The organism is Ruegeria sp. O5 (assembly GCF_056535105.1).
Genome location: NZ_JBQERN010000012.1, coordinates 21,132 through 37,806, shown reverse-complemented (window position 1 = coordinate 37,806; position 16,675 = coordinate 21,132). Strand labels below are relative to the sequence as shown.

The window sequence follows — 16,675 nt, the reverse complement described above, 5'->3', positions numbered from 1 at the left end:
GGCAAAATGGCATCATATAACGCGCGAAACCGCGACCCATTGCTGGACAGCACAACACAGGCAGCCCTGGAGCGACGCAGTAAGGAACTGATCGGTATCGCGCTGATCCTGTTGGGCTTGGCCGCGGCTGCGATGATCTGGTCCTATACGCCCGATGATCCTAATTGGATGGTTTCGACCGACGCGCCGGTGCAAAACTGGATGGGACGGGTCGGCGCGTCTATTGCAGCCCCCTTGTTCATGATCGTGGGCTGGGGAAGCTGGGGCATCGCGCTTGTTCTGGTCGGATGGGGTCTGCGTTTTGCGGGCCATTTCGGTGAAGACCGGGCCATTGCCCGCCTGATCTTTGCCCCGATCTGGATCGCTGTAGCCTCGGTCTATGCCGCAACCCTTGTTCCCGGTGCCGAGTGGCGTGCAACGCATAGCTACGGTTTGGGCGGTTTGTTCGGCGACACGGTCATGGGCGCGTTGCTGACGCTGGTGCCGATCTCTTCGCATTTTCTGGTCAAAATGATGTCGCTGGCCATGGCCGTCGGCATGACCACGCTGGGTGTTTTTGTGCTGGGCTTCACCAAGGCTGACGTGAAACGCGGCTTCCGCGCCTTCATCCTGGGCCTTGTGATGTCTTATGACATGCTGATGACGCTGATGGGGCGTGGTGCGGCCTCGGCCGCGCAAGCGGCGCGGGATCGCCGGGCGCAGTGGGAAGAACGCAAGCTTGCCCGCGCTGAAGCGGCTGAGGCGATGTTTGACGACGAACTGGTGTATGCCGATCCTGTTTTTGAAGAACCTGAATTGGGGCGCCCTGAACCTCCGGTCAAATCAGGCCTGTTGGCGCGAATGCCGTCACTTATCCGGCGTCCTGATCCAATGCCCGAGCCTGAGTTGGTGGACCCGGAACCCATCGCGGGCTTTGACGACATGCCCGGCGAAGATCGCATCCGCTCCAAAATCTCGGCCGCCGTGCGAAATCGCAAGGTTGCCGTGGGCGAAATGACACCTGAGCCGGATCCCGACCTGCCGCTGACCAAGGGTCGTGGACGCCGTCCCGATCCACTGATCCTGAACCAGCATCCCTCGTCCGAACTGCCACCCGAACCGCCGATGACGGCGTATGGTCTGCGCCCCGAGCCGCAGGTGTCCGCTGGTGACACTCCAGAGGCGCAAGAGCCTGCTTTGATGGGTTATGAGGCCGGGACAGAACAGTACGACTACGCGTCCGAGTTGGATATCGATGATGAGTCGGTTTTCGAGGATGTCACCGACGCCGCGCCGCAACCGCGTCAGGCGATGAAGATCCCCGTGGCTGAACCGCGCAAGCCTGTGGTGGCGCAGCCCGTGCGCCGGACACCGTTGCCGTCTCGTCGTGCGCAGGCCGAAGCGCAACCAGCATTGTCCTTCGAGGAACGGCACTCTGACTTCGAACTTCCGCCTCTGGGCTTGTTGTCCAACCCCGCCAGTATCCAGCGCCATCACCTGAGCGATGAGGCCTTGGAAGAAAACGCACGGATGTTGGAAAACGTTCTGGACGATTACGGCGTCAAGGGTGAGATCGTCAGCGTACGCCCCGGCCCGGTCGTGACCATGTACGAGCTGGAGCCCGCCCCGGGCCTGAAAGCCAGCCGTGTGATCGGTCTGGCGGACGATATCGCGCGCTCGATGTCGGCGCTGTCGGCGCGGGTTTCGACCCTACCGGGCCGCTCGGTGATCGGGATCGAACTGCCGAACGAAAACCGCGAGATGGTGGTTCTGCGGGAAATCCTGGCCAGCCGCGATTTTGGCGATGGCAATCAGGCGCTGCCGCTGGCGCTGGGCAAAGATATCGGCGGTGAATCCGTTGTGGCGAACTTGGCCAAGATGCCTCACCTGTTGATTGCCGGGACCACGGGTTCGGGTAAATCGGTGGCGATCAACACGATGATCCTGTCGCTGCTCTACAAGCTGACGCCGGATGAATGCCGCCTGATCATGATCGACCCCAAGATGCTGGAACTGTCGGTTTACGATGGCATCCCGCATCTGCTGTCACCCGTTGTGACCGATCCAAAGAAGGCGGTTGTCGCCCTGAAATGGGTCGTGGGCGAAATGGAAGACCGCTATCGCAAGATGTCCAAGATGGGTGTGCGCAACATCGCGGGCTACAACGGCCGGGTGAAAGATGCGCTGGCCAAGGGCGAGTTGTTCAGCCGCACGGTGCAGACCGGGTTTGACGATGAAACCGGTGAACCAACGTTCGAGACGGAACAATTCGCGCCCGAAGCGATGCCCTATATCGTCGTCATCGTCGATGAGATGGCCGATCTGATGATGGTCGCGGGCAAGGAAATCGAAGCCTGTATCCAGCGTCTGGCGCAAATGGCACGGGCCTCGGGCATTCACCTGATCATGGCCACGCAGCGCCCCTCGGTTGACGTGATTACCGGCACGATCAAGGCCAACTTCCCTACGCGGATTTCGTTCCAAGTGACGTCGAAAGTCGACAGCCGCACCATTCTGGGCGAGATGGGCGCCGAACAACTGCTGGGGCAGGGCGACATGCTTTACATGGCCGGTGGCGCCAAAATTACCCGTTGCCACGGACCGTTTGTGTCGGATGAAGAGGTCGAGGAAATCGTCAACCACCTCAAACAATACGGTCCGCCCGATTACGTGGGCAGCGTTCTGGACGGCCCGGCCGAGGACAAGGTCGACAACATTGACGCCGTTCTGGGGCTGAACACTGGCGGCAACACGAACGGAGAGGACGCGCTGTACGATCAGGCGGTGGCAATTGTGATCAAGGATCGCAAATGCTCGACCTCTTATATTCAGCGAAAACTCGCCATCGGGTATAACAAGGCGGCGCGTCTTGTTGAACAAATGGAAGACGAAGGTGTTGTTTCGTCAGCAAATCATGTCGGGAAACGCGAAATCCTCGTCCCCGAGCAATAGGATATTTAATAACAAGGGCAGACAGCCTATCTGTACAGCATGAAACAGATTGCTTTTGCCCTTGCTTTGACACTGGCCGCACCCGCCGCATGGGCGGCGGAAAAACTGCCGCTTTCACAGATTTCCAATTATCTGAACGGATTGAAAACGGTTCAGACAACGTTCACGCAGGTGAATGATGATGGCTCGTTGAGCACCGGACAGCTGTGGATGCAGCGCCCTGGCAAGATGCGTTTCGAATATGACCCGCCCAACAGCGCTGTGGTACTGGCACGCTCGGGCAGTGTTCAGATCTTCGATCCGAAATCGAACCAGCCGCCCGAGCAATACCCGCTGAAGCGCACGCCTCTATCCATTGTGCTGGCACGCAACGTGAATCTTGATCAGGCCAATATGGTTGTCGGCCACAGCTTTGACGGCACGGCCACAGTGGTCACCGCGCAAGACCCCAAGAACCCTGAGGCAGGTCGGATTGAACTGATGTTCACCGATAATCCAGTCGAGCTGCGCAAATGGGTGATTCATGACAACGCCGGCAGCCAGACCACCGTTCTTTTGGGTGCGTTGACCGAAAGCAATGGTCTTGATCAGGGTCTTTTCTCGAACAAGGAAAGACGCGGGTCAGTCAACCGCTGACCCGCTTTTTGCTGGTCAATACCGGCAGTTTGCCAACTGTGCCTGATACAGTTGCGCGCGCGCGTCCACGTCATTGGCCACGCTCAACAACCACGACTTGCTGTTGTGGGTGCCGCGAGCGTACCCCGTGTGACCTTCGTGATAGGCCAGGTATTGATTGCGTGTGTCGCCGGGGTGGATGCCGTTGCGCTCATAGCTTTTGTTCATATACCAGCCGATGAAGTCCGAGGCATCGCGGATGCGATCCCGCTTGGCCCGGCGCTTGCCGGTTTCGCGCTGATATTGATCCCAGGTGCCGTCCAGTGCCTGGCTGAACCCATAGGCGCTGCTTTGCCGCCCCATCGGGATCACGCCCAGCACGTAACGGTGCGGGGTACGCGCGTCGTGGCGATATCGGCTTTCCTGATAAATCGTGGCCATCTGAACGTGAACCGGAACACCCCATTTCTGCTCGGTGCTTTTGAAAGCCTTGATAAAATCCGGTCGTTCGTGCGCAATGCTGCACGCGTCGTTCAGTTTGCTGGGCGGTTGTTTTGACCCGCCGCCACAGGATGCCAAAAGCAGCACCCCGAAGAGTACGATAAGAATTCTGCTCATGTGCCTCATGCCTTTTTTTGTTTATTCTAGCGCAGATTGAGCTCTGAGGAAATCACAATCGCTATAAAATAATTGCAAGAATTATGGGTAACGCCGCCACGGAAAGTACGGTGGACACCATGACCATGCCGGCAACGGCATCGGAATCGGCTTCAAATCGTTCTGCCAACAAGTATGAGGTCACAGCGACCGGTGTACAAATTTGCAATACCAGAACGCCAAAGGCGACAGTGTCCAGATCAAACAACACCCCAATCCCCCAGCCCAACGCAAAGCAGACGATAAGTTTCAGGACTGACAGCCAGAGCGCTTGCCCCAGACTACGCGAGGTCAGGCGGGCGATTGCCACACCGACCGTGACCAACATCAGCGGAACAGCCATTTGCCCCAAAAGCTCTAACGTGTTGGTTAGAAATGTCGGAGTTTGCCACCCCTGCCACAAAAACACCGCACCCAGAATGGTCGCCCAAGCCATCGGCTGGCGTAAGACCTGTCCCCATGCGCCTTTTCCGGCGACTAGGTAGATCCCATAGGTGAAAGAAAACAGCGCGGTTACAGACAGAAAGATGACCGCGTAACCCAAACCAATCTGCCCGAACGCAAAGATACATAGCGGCAGGCCAAGATTGCCGGTATTGCCGAAAATCAGCGGTGACAGGTACGTGCGCTGATCCAGTTTCAATCCGCGAACAATCAACCAGAACACCCCAGCCAGCAGAAGATTTGCGACCAGAGTTGCCGACGTGAAACGCGACAAATCTCCGCCCGGAATGTCGGTTTGCATGAGTGCAACAAAGATCAGACTGGGCATTGCCAGCGTCGTTGCAAAGCGTGTCACAAATTGCAGCCGGTATTCGAACCCCAGTTTGACCCACGTAAAGCCAATGGCCGCCAAGAGAAAAACCGGGGCCACGATTTCGAACACTGTCAGTATTAGGTTCACAGACTGTTTCCCTGAATTTCACATCAATGATTGGCATTTCGGGCCAAAAACCGTTAGTAAATGCGGTGGGGGCCGAAACAATGTTAAAGACACGCGCGAAATACGGATTGGGCCAGGTGGTCCGTCACAAGAAACACCCTTTTCGAGGGGTGATTTTTGACGTGGACCCGGAATTTTCGAACACAGAAGAATGGTATCAGGCCATTCCGGAAGACAGCCGTCCGCGGAAAGAACAGCCGTTCTACCACCTGCTGGCAGAGAACGACCAATCCTTCTATGTTGCTTATGTTTCAGAACAAAATCTGGTTGCAGACTATTCTGGAGAGCCGGTCGAGCACCCGGATATCTCCAACATGTTCGGCCCGTTTGAAGACGGTGCTTACCCTCTGCATTTCCACCTGAACTAGGTGTGGCGAACCGGTCGGCATTGTACTGCCGCTGATCAGTATCCAAGGGCGCACCCATCCTTGCGCGGGTCGCTGGCACCTTCCAAAACACCGTCTTTTCGGATTCGGATCGCTTGCGCTCCACCAAGCGGAGTTTCCGGAATTTCAATATTGTGGCCGATTTCAGACAATTGTTTCGCCACTTCTTCAGAATAGCCCCGCTCCAGTTTCAGGACACTTCCATCAAAAAAGGCACGCGGCGCGTTGATGCTTTCCTGTAGCTCCAGCCCAAAGTCCCTAAGGTTCGAAACGAAACGCGCGTGCCCGGTCGGTTGATAAGCACCGCCCATGACGCCGAATGGCATCGTGACACGGTCATTCTCGGTCAACATCCCCGGTATGATCGTGTGCATCGGGCGCTTGCCACCAGCCAGTTCATTGGGGTGACCCGGCTGAAGCGTGAACCCCGCGCCCCTGTTCTGAAGCAAGATGCCGTATCTCTCGGACGCGATCCCTGACCCAAAGCCATGAAAGATCGAGTAGATCAGCGACACAGCCATAAGGTCGCGGTCGACCACTGTGATATAGACCGTGTCTTTGTGTATGGCTTCCGTCAAAGGTGCTGCTGCGGGCATTGCGCGTTTTGGGTCAATCAATGCCGCCAGCCTGACTGCTACATCCATATCAAGAAACCGCTCGGCCCGCGCGACATGATCGGGATCAGCAATAAACCGGTTGCGCGCGTCATAAGCCAGCTTGGTGGCTTCAGCCTCGATATGAACCCGTTCTGCTCCAAATGGATTCATACTGGCCAGATCGAACTGTTTTAGAATGTTCAGCAGCAGGATCGCGGTTGCACCTTGGCCGTTCGGCGGGTGTTCGACCAGATCAACACCCTTGTAGGCCCCGCGCATGGGCTGCGTTTCAGTGCACTTGGTGCGGTGGAAGTCCTCGGCGGTGTGGACACCTCCGAGTGCGGACAGAGCCCGGATCATATCCTCGGCAATGTCTCCTGAATAAAAAGCGTCGCGTCCCTGACTGGCGATCCTGCGCAAGACCTCAGCCTGACCGGGGGCGCGAAAGATCTGCCCGATTGCGGGTATTTGCCCATTGATCAGATAATGATCACGCGCAGCGCCCTGTAATGTGGCCGCCCCTGTTTTCCAGTCAAATGCAACCCGAGGGGCCACCGGAACGCCAGCGTCGGCATAGTGGATTGCGGGTTCCAGAATCGCGCCCAGCCCCAAACGTCCTTCGGTTTCTGCAAGGTGACAGAAGGCGTCCACGGCACCGGGAACAGTCACCGCGTCCGGGCCGTTCAACAGTACAGATGACAGACCCATGTCTCGCAAGGGCTGCGCCCGCGCGGCGGCCGGTGCGCGACCCGATCCGTTCAATGCGCGTATCCGGTTTTCGCCCGCACGGCTGAACAAAACGAAACAATCGCCCCCCAACCCGGTCATCTGCGGTTCGCAAATCCCAAGCAGAACTGCACCTGCTATCGCGGCGTCCATGGCGTTGCCGCCGCGCTCAAGAATATCGATTGCCACTTTGGCGGCTAGCGGGTGCGACGTTGCGCACATCCCCCGCGTTGCAAAAACTTCCGACCGGCCAGGTTTGTGCAGATCACGCATGGTGGGTTCTTTCTCCTTCAAACAGGGGAAAGCTATTCTCTGATTGCCGGTTGTCCAGTCAATTCAAGTTTGGGGGGAGATCCTCGGCGCCGTTCACTGGGTGGGGGCTGTGATAATTGGCGCCGAGGGAAGCTATCTGAGCTACGAGTCACTGTATGGCGGCGATTTGCGGCGCGACAATGTTTCGAAAATGGCGTTATTGTGGCCAATTGCGGCTGATTACCCGTTCTTGTCAAAGTTAAATCGCAGGGATAGCCGATTGCACCCGTCGCGACGCTCATAACAGATGTCGCTGGTCAGTTGATGAATCAGGAACCAGCCGAACCCGCCTTCGGGCAAATCCTGAATGCGGGTTCCCAGTGGTGCCGGCGTTCCGTCTGGTGGTTCGTAGCCGGGTAATGGATGGCCCGTGTCCGAAATCAGAATGTCCAGCCGGTTTCTGTCCAATCGGCATGTCACCTGAACCCCGGCCGGGGCCACGTCCATATAGGCATGTTCCACAACGTTGTTGATTGCTTCTGCCAGTGCGATCTTGACGTCGTCCGCCTTGTGCGGAGGCAACCCTCGTTTCGCCAGTCCGGCGCTGAGTTTCGCAATCCCCGCGCTGGCTTCTGTTTCCGTTGCGGGAAAGCTCAATTCCAGGCAGGTCGCGTTACAAATGGGCTCCACGTTGTCGCACTCCTGCTGTTGTCACCTGTCTGGTTCCGACAGGGCGTCATCCAGTGTTGCAAACAACCTGAACACGGTATCCATGCGCGTCAGGCGAAAGACCTTTTCCACCACGGGCTGCGGGCCTGCCAGATCAAGCCTTCGGTTCAGTCCCAGTTGTTTCATGGACGCTACGATTGCGCCCAGTCCGCTTGAATCGATGAACTCGACGCCTGAAAGGTCCAGGACAACCCGATCGGCGCGGGCCTCGGTCTCTGCGCGCATGTCTTCTTTGAACTGAATGGCCATCGCAGCGTCGATCCGGTCAGAGTGAACCGTGATAATCTGTGTCGTTCCGTCTGATGTGCTGGTCAGCCCCATGGTCCGGCTGCCTCCAATCTGAAAATGAGTCGTAGAAATACGCTAGACGCGAATTCTTACCATTCGGTATTCAAGGGCCGGACGACAGGAGGATTATCCGGATGAGAGATGTTGTTATTGCAGGTGCTGCCAGAACACCAATGGGTGGTTTTCAGGGCATGTTCGACGGTGTCGCAGCATCCGAGCTTGGTGGCGCAGCGATTCGTGCCGCGTTAAAGCAGGCAGGGGCGCAGACGGTTGACGAGGTGTTGATGGGATGTGTCCTGCCCGCAGGTCAGGGGCAGGCTCCAGCGCGCCAGGCGGGTTTCGCGGCGGGCTTGGGCGAGGAAGTTCCCGCCACCACGCTGAACAAGATGTGTGGTTCCGGGATGAAGGCGGCGATGATGGCCTTCGACCAGATCGCATTGGGTCATGCGGATACAATGGTCGCCGGAGGTATGGAGAGCATGACCAACGCGCCCTACCTGCTGCCGAAAATGCGGGGTGGCGCGCGCATCGGTCATGGTCAGGTGATCGACCACATGTTCCTTGACGGGCTGGAAGACGCCTATGACAAGGGCCGCCTGATGGGAACCTTTGCCGAAGATTGCGCCGAGGCGTATCAGTTCACCCGCGAAGCGCAGGATGAATATGCCTTGAAATCCTTGTCCAACGCACTTTCCGCGCAAGAAAGCGGTGCTTTCGAGGGCGAGATCGTCCCCGTCACAGTGCGCACGCGTAAGGGTGAGGTCGTACAGGTCGCTGATGAGCAACCCAAATCCGCCCGTCCCGAGAAAATTCCGACACTGAAACCGGCTTTCCGCAAGGACGGGACAGTGACCGCCGCCAATTCCTCGTCAATTTCCGACGGCGCGGCGGCGCTTGTTCTGGCATCGGCTGAGGTGGCAGAAGCGCGAGGACTGACAGTTCGGGCCCGGATTCTGGGACATGCCAGCCATGCTCAAGCGCCCGGACTTTTCACGACTGCACCGGTTCCGGCGGCGCAAAAGCTTCTGTCCCGCATCGGTTGGAACAAGGATGATGTCGACCTGTGGGAAGTCAACGAAGCCTTCGCAGTTGTGCCGATGGCTTTCATGCACGAAATGGGATTGCCGCGCGACAGGGTAAACGTAAATGGCGGGGCCTGCGCCTTGGGCCATCCTATTGGCGCATCTGGCGCCCGTATTCTGGTCACTTTGTTGAACGTGCTCGAGAAACGAAATCTCAAGCGGGGGGTTGCTGCAATCTGTATCGGCGGCGGTGAAGGAACAGCTATCGCGATCGAACGCATTTGACCCTTCATCTTTTTCGAAATACTCCGGGGGTTCGGGACCTATGACCGTCGATTACAGCGCGCTGGCAAGTACAATTGCAGCATTGACCGAAGGCGAAAACGATCAGGTTGCCCTGATGGCTACCGTTGCTTGCGAGGTCCACTATTCCGACGACCGTTTCGACTGGACCGGGTTTTACCGGGTGACAGAACCGGGCTTGCTTAAAATTGGCCCGTATCAGGGTGGCCATGGCTGCCTCGTCATCCCGTTCGAACGCGGCGTCTGCGGGGCGGCAGCGCGCACCGGCGAAGTGCAACTGGTGCCGGATGTGGATGCGTTTCCGGGTCACATCGCCTGCGCCTCGTCCACCCGATCCGAACTGGTTCTGCCGGTCCGGAACGCATCGGGCGAGCTGATTGCAGTTTTCGACATCGACAGCAATCAACCCGACGCGTTCTCAACCGAAGATGCGGATAACCTGTCCGCGATCCTGTCGAAGACCTTCGCGCAAGCCTGATTGATTTTCGGTCTGTACAAGGTGCGTCTACCGGTTTCCTCTTTTCGATTTCGCTCGGGGTTTGATAAAACAGGAAAGCCCGAACCGTATTGGATTAACCATGGTCCCAGGCCATTTCCGAACTCCGCGCCTCTCGGTTCGCAACTGGAAGGTTGAACTCGCCGATCCGCGATTGCGGGTTCGGCTTGAAGATGATCTTGTCACGCTTCTGACCCCTGAGGTCCTGAAACACCTGCCACCGTCGATGCAGTTGCAGGGCCGGGAGATTTCGAACTGGATTGATGAAAGACGTGCTGAAAGCGATATTCTGCTTGCGCGCCAAAGCCGCGGTAACCACCTGATCGGCCTCATGGTGTTGGCCATGAGTTCTGACACCGAGGCAATTCCAAGCCTTCACATCGGCTATTTGATTGCTCAAACCGCTTGGGGGAATGGTTACGCCCCCGAGTTGCTGCAAGGCTTGCAGGACGCATTGACGCCTGGGCCTGCCGTGCGTCTCATTGCCGGGGTCGGGCGTGACAATCCAGGTTCAGCCCGCGTTCTGGAAAAAACAGGCTTTACGCTTTGGCCGGAGCGCGCCTCGGACACCGCCGATATTTATGTTTACCATATTAGCTGAGTGACCGAGCCGTCAGGGCATTGCCAGTCCGAAATATGGATTCACGTGAAAAAATGCTTGGAAATTTCATGAAATCGAGTCATCGTGAAAAAAGAGGTGAAATTTTCACGAACGTTGGAGCTATCCTTGAACAGTCAGGCCCCGCAAAGTGCGACACTCGGTGCTGATATCCGCGCGCTGCGCAAGGCGCGAGGATTGACGCTGAGTGATATTGCGATCCGGTTGGACAGGTCTGTGGGCTGGCTCAGCCAAGTTGAGCGTGACATGTCCGAGCCGTCGATTTCGGACCTCAGGCAGATCGCGGAATGCCTTGGCGTCCCCATGTCGATGTTGTTTGCGCATTCGGCGGCACCGGCGGACGAGCAGGGATATGTCGTGCGTGCCGGCTCGCGCCGCCCCATGGGGTCGGGCGAGGAAGGGTTGATCGAAGAGCTGCTCTCGCCGGATCTGACCGATGATTTTGAAATGGTGCATTCCACCTTCAAACCCAACTCGCAGATGCAGACACCGGCCAATCGCCCGACACAGGAAGTCGGATACATAATCTCGGGCAAGCTGGACCTGACAATCGGGGGACGCGCGTTCACGGTTGGGCCGGGTGACAGCTTTCGATTCCGACATGAACCCTATCAATGGGCCAACCCTTATGATGAGCCCGCTGTAGCCATCTGGGTTATCGCCCCGCCGGTTTATTGATGTCGTTCGAGGCCTGGACCATATTCGCGTTGTTCTGGGTGGTTTTCGTGACCACCCCGGGTCCGAACGCGGTCAATTGCATCTCGAACGGGATGAGCCTTCCGTTTCCAAAGGCAATGCTAAGCGTATTGGCTATTCTCACGCAGGCCAGCGCCTTTCTGATCCTGTCTGCGCTGGGTGTGACCGCCCTGATCGCCGCATCGCCGACCGGGTTCTTTGTCGCCAAGTTGATTGGCGCGGGATTTTTGATCTGGTTGGGGATTCGCGGCTGGATGAATGCGACAAAACCTGCACCAGCCTCCGAGCGTCCTGCGCGACATGTGTATCTGCACGCGCTTGCAGTGGCCACGATCAATCCCAAAAGCGTCGCCGGATATCTGGCCGCGTTTTCGCAGTTCGTTCAGCCCGAGGTCCCAATCTGGCAGCAGATGGGGGTTATCATGCCGACCGCGCTGGTCATCACCACACTCAGCTACACCGGCTTTACGGCGCTGGGCGCCTTGATGGGCAGGGCAGCGCTGGGCGCGGTGTTCAATATCTGGGTGCGCCGGATCATGGCGGCCTGTTTTGTCATCTACGGTGTGTTGTTGGGGACCAGCACCACACCCGCAATAAGGGGGTAGTCAGATGCACAAAGGATCCTGCCTTTGCGGCTCGGTCGCGTTCACGATCGACGGAGACCTGTCGCCACCTTCGGTCTGCCATTGCGGACAGTGCCGCAGACAGTCGGGCCATGTCTGGGCTTCGACTTCGACCCATAAGGACAACCTGAGTTTCTCGGCCAGTGACACACTCAGCTGGTATTGCGCGTCTGACATCGCCCGGCGCGGATTTTGCAGCAAATGTGGCTCGTTCCTCTTCTGGCAACACAACCAGGAAGACACGATTTCGATTTCCATGGGCGCGCTGGACGCACCCACAGGTCTTTCGCTCTCGAAGCACATCTTTGTGGCTGACAAGGGCGACTATTACGACATCACGGACGATCTGCCTCAAGAGGCACAGTAACAAGGATCAAAAACGCATGAGTGATTTTCCAACAAAAGCCCGCGTGGTCATAATCGGTGGCGGTGTGGTGGGGGCTTCCTCGCTGTATCACCTTGCCAAGAAAGGCTGGACCGATTGTGTTCTGCTGGAAAAGAACGAACTGACTGCCGGGTCGACCTGGCATGCGGCAGGGAACGTTCCGACCTTTTCGACCTCATGGGCGATCATGAACATGCAGCGCTATTCGACCGAGCTGTATGCGCGTCTGGGCGAGGAAGTCGATTACCCGATGAACTACCACCAGACCGGTTCGATCCGACTGGCGCATTCGAAAGAACGTGTGCAGGAGTTCGAGCGCGCCATGGCGATGGGCCGCTATCAGGGTATCCCGATGGAAATGTGGACCCCGGAAGAGGCGAAAGAGCGCTATCCCTTCCTGGAAACGCACGATCTTGAAGGTGTTCTCTACGACCCGACGGATGGTGATATCGATCCGGCGCAGCTGACCCAGGCGCTGGCCAAGGGCGCACGCGATATGGGGCAGAAGATCATCCGTTTCTGCCCGGCGACTGGCGTGACGCAGCATGATGACGGCACCTGGACTGTGCACACGGACAAAGGCGATATAGCCTGTGACTATGTTGTGAACGCAGCCGGGTATTATGCGCAGCGCGTGGGCGAATGGTTCAAGCCCTTCGGTGGCCGCACCGTTCCGGCAATGGTCATGAGTCACCAGTACCTGCTGACCGATGAAATCCCCGAGATCGAAGCATGGACCAAGCAAAGCGGTGCCAAGCTGCCGTTGCTGCGTGATGTGGATGTCTCGTACTACCTGCGGCAGGAAAAGAACGGCTTCAACCTTGGTCCTTACGAGCCCAACTGCAAGGGCCACTGGATGACCGAAGACGATCCGATGCCGGATGATTTCAGCTTTCAATTGTGGAATGACGATCTGGACCGCATCGAAGATATCGTCACCGATGCGATGGAGCGGGTGCCGCTGATGGCAACCTCGGGCGTTGGACGCGTCATCAACGGGCCGATCCCTTATGCGCCGGACGGGCTGCCGCTGATCGGCCCGATGCCGGGTGTGAAAAACGCGTTCGAGGCGCATACTTTCACCTTCGGCATCGCGCAGGGCGGTGGCGCAGGCAAGGTTCTGGCCGAGTGGGTCGTTGATGGCGCGACCGAATGGGACATGTGGGCCGTCGATCCGCGCCGCTATACCGATTACACCGATCAGGATTATTGCAACCAGAAAGGCATGGAAGTTTATGGCAACGAATATGCCATGCACTTCCCGCACCATGAATGGCCTGCCGCGCGCGACAAGAAACTGTCGCCCGTGCATGACAAGGTCAAAGCGCTGGGTGGCGTAATGGGTGCCTATAACGGCTGGGAACGCGCCAACTGGTTTGCCCAGCCCGGCGATGACACCTCGCTCGACGCGACCCATACCTGGGGACGGTCCGGACCGTGGGAACAGCGGATCAAGGAAGAATGCGAGGCCGTGCGCGATCATTGTGGCGTGTTGGACCTGCCGGGCTTCTCGCGGTTCAAAATACAGGGGCCGGGTGCTGATGAATGGCTGCGCGGTCTGGTTGCAGGGGCATTGCCCAAGATTGGTCGGGTTGGGCTGGTTTACTTCGCAGATGACCGCGGGCGTATCCTGACCGAAATGTCGGTCACGCGCGAGGCCGAAGACCTGTTCGTTCTGGTCACTGCAGCGACCGCGCAATGGCATGACCGTGAATGGCTTGAGCGTCACATACCTGCCGATGCCGAGTTCACGCTGGAAGACTGGACAACGCGGATGAGCACGCTGATCGTTACCGGGCCTCGATCTCGGGACATTCTCAGCAAAGTTACCGAGGCCGATCTGACCTTGCCGTGGCTCAGCTTTCAGGAAAGCGAAATCAAAGGCGGATGGGTCGCTCTGCTGCGTGTCTCATTCGCTGGTGAGCTGGGCTGGGAAGTTCACGCGGAAAATGCGGATATGCCTGCGATCTACGACGCGATCATCGATGCCGGTGCCAAGCCGTTCGGGATGTATGCGCTGAACTCGCTGCGGATCGAAAAGGGGTACCGCGCCTGGAAGGGCGATCTGTCGACCGACTATTCCCTGCTTGAAGGCGGGTTGGAGCGTTTCGTCAAGCTGGACAAACCGCAGGACTTCCCGGGCAAGGCCGCAATCCTGAACGAAAAGCAGCAAGGCGTGAAAAAGTCCTTCGTCACCCTGACTGTTGATGCGGGCGATTGCGACGCGCCGTATATGTCCTGCATCTGGCATGGCGATGAGATCGTGGGCGAAACCACATCCGGCGCATGGGGCTACCGTGTTGGTAAATCCATCGCGCTGGGCATGATCCGGGCCGAGCTTGCCAATCCGGGAACTGAGCTTGAGGTCGAAATCTACGGCCAGAAATGCCGCGCCGTGGTAGAGCTGGACCAGCCGCTCTGGGACCCCGAGAACGAGCGGTTGCGCGCGTGACGCTTCCGGCGACCATGTCTGGCGTCTATCTGACCGGCCATGGCGGGCCAGAGGCACTGGAATGGCGCGACGATATCCCTGTCCCGGCCCCTGGGCCGGGGCAGGTGCTTGTTCGGGTCGCTGCAGCAGGCGTGAATAACACGGACATCAACACGCGGGTCGGCTGGTATTCATCGGATGTCACCGGTGCGACGGATGCCGTCGATCAGGATATTGAAGCCGGCGGATGGGGTGGCGCACTGAACTTTCCCCGCATTCAGGGGGGCGATCTGTGCGGGATCGTTGAAAAGGTTGGGCCAAACTCGGGGTTCAAAAAGGGCCAGCGCGTGACTTGCCCGATCAACCTGCCGCGTCCGCGCCCCGGCAGCCCTCAGGGCTTTATTGCGCTCGGGTCTGAGATTGATGGCGCTTTTGCCCAATACTGTCTGGTTGAAGCAAATGACCTTTATGACGTAAGTGCATCGCCCCTGTCAGACGTGGAAATTGCAGCCATTCCATGTGCCTTTGGTACTGCCGAAAACCTGCTGACGCGCGCGGGCGTGACGGCAGGGCAAAAGGTTCTGATCACCGGCGCGTCAGGCGGCGTTGGTCTGGCGGCGGTGCAGCTTGCTGCGCTGCGCGGAGCGTCGGTTTGGGGTGTGACGGCGGCAGCGAAGGCAGAGGTCGTCAAATCCCAAGGCGCGTTGGGCACATTTGGCCGGGATGAGCTGCCGCCGCAGGATATGTTCGACGCGGTCATCGATGTGGTGGGCGGGCCCGCATGGGCATCGCTGATCCTTGCCCTGAAGCCCGGCGGGCACTACGCCGTTTCTGGGGCAATCGCCGGCCCGATTGTCGAGGCTGATCTGCGGGACATCTATTTGCGCGACATCACCATTCACGGCTGCACGCATCAGGCACCCGAAGTCTTTGGCCGCCTAGTGGAGTTGATGAATACCGGACGGATCAAGCCACTGGTTTCCCGAACCTACCCGTTGAAGGATATCGTCCGCGCACAGGCTGATTTTCAGGCAAAGACCCTTCCGGGTAAACTCGTGCTGCTGCCTTAAGGAGCAACGACATGACAAAGATCACTCTGTTGGACGGTTCAATCGGACAGGAATTGGTCAAACGCAGCGGAGACCGGGCGACGCCACTATGGTCCACACGTGTGATGATCGACCACCCTGATCTGGTCGGCGCGGTGCATGGCGACTACTTCCGTCGTGGTGCCACGGTTGCCACCACCAATACCTATGCCGTCCACCGTTCACGCCTGGTGCGGGTGGGGATGGAGGACCAGATGCCCGCCCTTATCGACACTGCCCTGACGCAGGCCGAACGTGCCTGTACTTCGACCGGGGGGCGGATTGCCGGGTCTCTGGGGCCGCTTCTGGCTTCTTACCGACCCGACCTGAATCCCGACCCGGCAGATGCGGCGGAAAAATTCGCTGAACTTGTGGCCTTGATGGCTGCACGCGTCGATCTGTTTCTGATCGAGACAGTGTCCTCGGTGCAGGAGGCCGAGGGCGCGCTGCGTGGAACGACCGGATGTGGCAAACCAGTCTGGCTGTCATTCACGGTCAATGACGACGATGGCCGTCGCCTCAGGTCCGACGAACCGCTCAGGTATGTCGCGTCTTTGGTAGAAGAGTTTTCGCCTGACGCGCTGCTGATCAATTGTTCGCGCCCCGAAGCGATCCCGGCTGCTCTGGGCATCCTGTCCGGCATGAACAAGCCCTATGGTGCTTACGCCAACGGCTTTACACATATTTCGGATGAGTTTCTAAAGGACGCGCCGACAGTGGATGCGTTGGATCAGCGCCATGATCTTGATCCCGATGCCTATGCGGATCACGTCATGCGTTGGGTCGATCAGGGGGCCACGATTGTCGGCGGGTGCTGCGAAATTGGCCCGGACCACATCGAAGCGCTGGCCAAGCGGTTGCGTGCTGCCGGGCACGAGATCGTCTAAGG

The 16,675-nt window shown here is 58.2% G+C and carries 17 protein-coding genes; 12 read left to right on the top strand and 5 right to left on the bottom strand.

What is annotated here, in order from left to right:
- Positions 1 to 6: 6 nt before the first annotated feature.
- Together ACR0M3_RS14630 and ACR0M3_RS14625 are read left to right on the top strand one after the other, a co-directional pair.
- The gene (locus ACR0M3_RS14630; protein ID WP_480911455.1) at positions 7 to 2,931 is read left to right on the top strand and encodes a DNA translocase FtsK; all 2,925 of its coding nucleotides are present in this window, start codon (positions 7 to 9) and stop codon (positions 2,929 to 2,931) included.
- A gap of 39 nt (positions 2,932 to 2,970) precedes the next feature.
- Complete coding sequence (locus tag ACR0M3_RS14625) at positions 2,971 to 3,567, top strand: LolA family protein (protein ID WP_209504969.1); 597 nt, start codon at positions 2,971 to 2,973, stop codon at positions 3,565 to 3,567.
- A gap of 15 nt (positions 3,568 to 3,582) precedes the next feature.
- On the opposite strand, the gene ACR0M3_RS14620 is transcribed toward ACR0M3_RS14625, so the two are convergent.
- Complete coding sequence (locus ACR0M3_RS14620) at positions 3,583 to 4,164, bottom strand: transglycosylase SLT domain-containing protein (protein ID WP_209504968.1); 582 nt, start codon at positions 4,162 to 4,164, stop codon at positions 3,583 to 3,585.
- Between the two features lie 61 nt (positions 4,165 to 4,225).
- The gene (locus ACR0M3_RS14615; RefSeq protein WP_480506411.1) at positions 4,226 to 5,107 is read right to left on the bottom strand and encodes an AEC family transporter; all 882 of its coding nucleotides are present in this window, start codon (positions 5,105 to 5,107) and stop codon (positions 4,226 to 4,228) included.
- 80 nt (positions 5,108 to 5,187) lie between these two features.
- On the opposite strand from ACR0M3_RS14615, the gene hspQ reads away from it, so the two are divergent.
- Positions 5,188 to 5,514, top strand: a complete 327-nt coding sequence (gene hspQ, locus ACR0M3_RS14610) for a heat shock protein HspQ (protein WP_209504966.1) — start codon at positions 5,188 to 5,190, stop codon at positions 5,512 to 5,514.
- Between the two features lie 35 nt (positions 5,515 to 5,549).
- Here hspQ and ACR0M3_RS14605 read toward each other — a convergent pair whose 3' ends face one another.
- The 3 genes from ACR0M3_RS14605 to ACR0M3_RS14595 all read right to left on the bottom strand — a co-directional run bounded on the left by ACR0M3_RS14605 (position 5,550) and on the right by ACR0M3_RS14595 (position 8,156).
- Positions 5,550 to 7,127, bottom strand: a complete 1,578-nt coding sequence (locus ACR0M3_RS14605; RefSeq protein WP_480911452.1) for a gamma-glutamyltransferase family protein — start codon at positions 7,125 to 7,127, stop codon at positions 5,550 to 5,552.
- Positions 7,128 to 7,346: 219 nt separating this feature from the next.
- On the bottom strand, positions 7,347 to 7,796 hold the full coding sequence (locus ACR0M3_RS14600) for an ATP-binding protein (protein ID WP_267365664.1): 450 nt from the start codon (positions 7,794 to 7,796) through the stop codon (positions 7,347 to 7,349).
- Positions 7,797 to 7,817: 21 nt separating this feature from the next.
- Positions 7,818 to 8,156 (bottom strand): STAS domain-containing protein, encoded by a 339-nt coding sequence (locus ACR0M3_RS14595; RefSeq protein ID WP_267365666.1) that lies wholly within the window; start codon positions 8,154 to 8,156, stop codon positions 7,818 to 7,820.
- Positions 8,157 to 8,257: 101 nt separating this feature from the next.
- Between ACR0M3_RS14595 and ACR0M3_RS14590 the strand changes: the two genes are divergently transcribed.
- The 9 genes from ACR0M3_RS14590 (at position 8,258) to ACR0M3_RS14550 (ending at position 16,673) form a co-directional block, all read left to right on the top strand.
- Positions 8,258 to 9,430: a thiolase family protein gene (locus tag ACR0M3_RS14590; protein ID WP_480911451.1), complete on the top strand. Its 1,173-nt coding sequence runs from the start codon at positions 8,258 to 8,260 to the stop codon at positions 9,428 to 9,430.
- A gap of 40 nt (positions 9,431 to 9,470) precedes the next feature.
- Positions 9,471 to 9,926, top strand: coding sequence for a GAF domain-containing protein (locus ACR0M3_RS14585; protein WP_480588281.1), 456 nt, complete (start codon positions 9,471 to 9,473; stop codon positions 9,924 to 9,926).
- A gap of 100 nt (positions 9,927 to 10,026) precedes the next feature.
- The gene (locus ACR0M3_RS14580) at positions 10,027 to 10,545 is read left to right on the top strand and encodes a GNAT family N-acetyltransferase (RefSeq protein WP_480911450.1); all 519 of its coding nucleotides are present in this window, start codon (positions 10,027 to 10,029) and stop codon (positions 10,543 to 10,545) included.
- Positions 10,546 to 10,671: 126 nt separating this feature from the next.
- Positions 10,672 to 11,241, top strand: coding sequence for a helix-turn-helix domain-containing protein (locus ACR0M3_RS14575; RefSeq protein WP_480911448.1), 570 nt, complete (start codon positions 10,672 to 10,674; stop codon positions 11,239 to 11,241).
- On the top strand, positions 11,241 to 11,864 hold the full coding sequence (locus tag ACR0M3_RS14570) for a LysE family translocator (protein ID WP_480911447.1): 624 nt from the start codon (positions 11,241 to 11,243) through the stop codon (positions 11,862 to 11,864). The genes ACR0M3_RS14575 and ACR0M3_RS14570 overlap by 1 nt, the downstream gene beginning before the upstream one ends.
- Positions 11,865 to 11,868: 4 nt before the next feature.
- Positions 11,869 to 12,249 carry a GFA family protein gene (locus ACR0M3_RS14565; RefSeq protein ID WP_267365883.1) on the top strand — a complete coding sequence of 127 codons (381 nt, stop codon included), beginning with the start codon at positions 11,869 to 11,871 and terminating at the stop codon, positions 12,247 to 12,249.
- A gap of 16 nt (positions 12,250 to 12,265) precedes the next feature.
- The gene (locus ACR0M3_RS14560; RefSeq protein WP_480911444.1) at positions 12,266 to 14,719 is read left to right on the top strand and encodes a GcvT family protein; all 2,454 of its coding nucleotides are present in this window, start codon (positions 12,266 to 12,268) and stop codon (positions 14,717 to 14,719) included.
- Positions 14,720 to 14,733: 14 nt separating this feature from the next.
- Positions 14,734 to 15,768, top strand: a complete 1,035-nt coding sequence (locus ACR0M3_RS14555; RefSeq protein WP_480911502.1) for an alcohol dehydrogenase family protein — start codon at positions 14,734 to 14,736, stop codon at positions 15,766 to 15,768.
- Between the two features lie 11 nt (positions 15,769 to 15,779).
- Positions 15,780 to 16,673 carry a homocysteine S-methyltransferase family protein gene (locus ACR0M3_RS14550; RefSeq protein WP_480911442.1) on the top strand — a complete coding sequence of 298 codons (894 nt, stop codon included), beginning with the start codon at positions 15,780 to 15,782 and terminating at the stop codon, positions 16,671 to 16,673.
- Positions 16,674 to 16,675: the final 2 nt, after the last annotated feature.

Coding starts and splice junctions, on each gene's coding strand:
- ACR0M3_RS14620 (WP_209504968.1), bottom strand. CDS start 4,164: ATGAGCAGAATTCTTATCGTACTCTTCGGGGTGCTGCTTTTGGCATCC.
- ACR0M3_RS14560 (WP_480911444.1), top strand. CDS start 12,266: ATGAGTGATTTTCCAACAAAAGCCCGCGTGGTCATAATCGGTGGCGGT.
- ACR0M3_RS14595 (WP_267365666.1), bottom strand. CDS start 8,156: ATGGGGCTGACCAGCACATCAGACGGAACGACACAGATTATCACGGTT.
- ACR0M3_RS14585 (WP_480588281.1), top strand. CDS start 9,471: ATGACCGTCGATTACAGCGCGCTGGCAAGTACAATTGCAGCATTGACC.
- ACR0M3_RS14625 (WP_209504969.1), top strand. CDS start 2,971: ATGAAACAGATTGCTTTTGCCCTTGCTTTGACACTGGCCGCACCCGCC.
- ACR0M3_RS14550 (WP_480911442.1), top strand. CDS start 15,780: ATGACAAAGATCACTCTGTTGGACGGTTCAATCGGACAGGAATTGGTC.
- ACR0M3_RS14630 (WP_480911455.1), top strand. CDS start 7: ATGGCATCATATAACGCGCGAAACCGCGACCCATTGCTGGACAGCACA.
- ACR0M3_RS14580 (WP_480911450.1), top strand. CDS start 10,027: ATGGTCCCAGGCCATTTCCGAACTCCGCGCCTCTCGGTTCGCAACTGG.
- ACR0M3_RS14565 (WP_267365883.1), top strand. CDS start 11,869: ATGCACAAAGGATCCTGCCTTTGCGGCTCGGTCGCGTTCACGATCGAC.
- hspQ (WP_209504966.1), top strand. CDS start 5,188: ATGTTAAAGACACGCGCGAAATACGGATTGGGCCAGGTGGTCCGTCAC.
- ACR0M3_RS14605 (WP_480911452.1), bottom strand. CDS start 7,127: ATGCGTGATCTGCACAAACCTGGCCGGTCGGAAGTTTTTGCAACGCGG.
- ACR0M3_RS14570 (WP_480911447.1), top strand. CDS start 11,241: ATGTCGTTCGAGGCCTGGACCATATTCGCGTTGTTCTGGGTGGTTTTC.
- ACR0M3_RS14555 (WP_480911502.1), top strand. CDS start 14,734: ATGTCTGGCGTCTATCTGACCGGCCATGGCGGGCCAGAGGCACTGGAA.
- ACR0M3_RS14590 (WP_480911451.1), top strand. CDS start 8,258: ATGAGAGATGTTGTTATTGCAGGTGCTGCCAGAACACCAATGGGTGGT.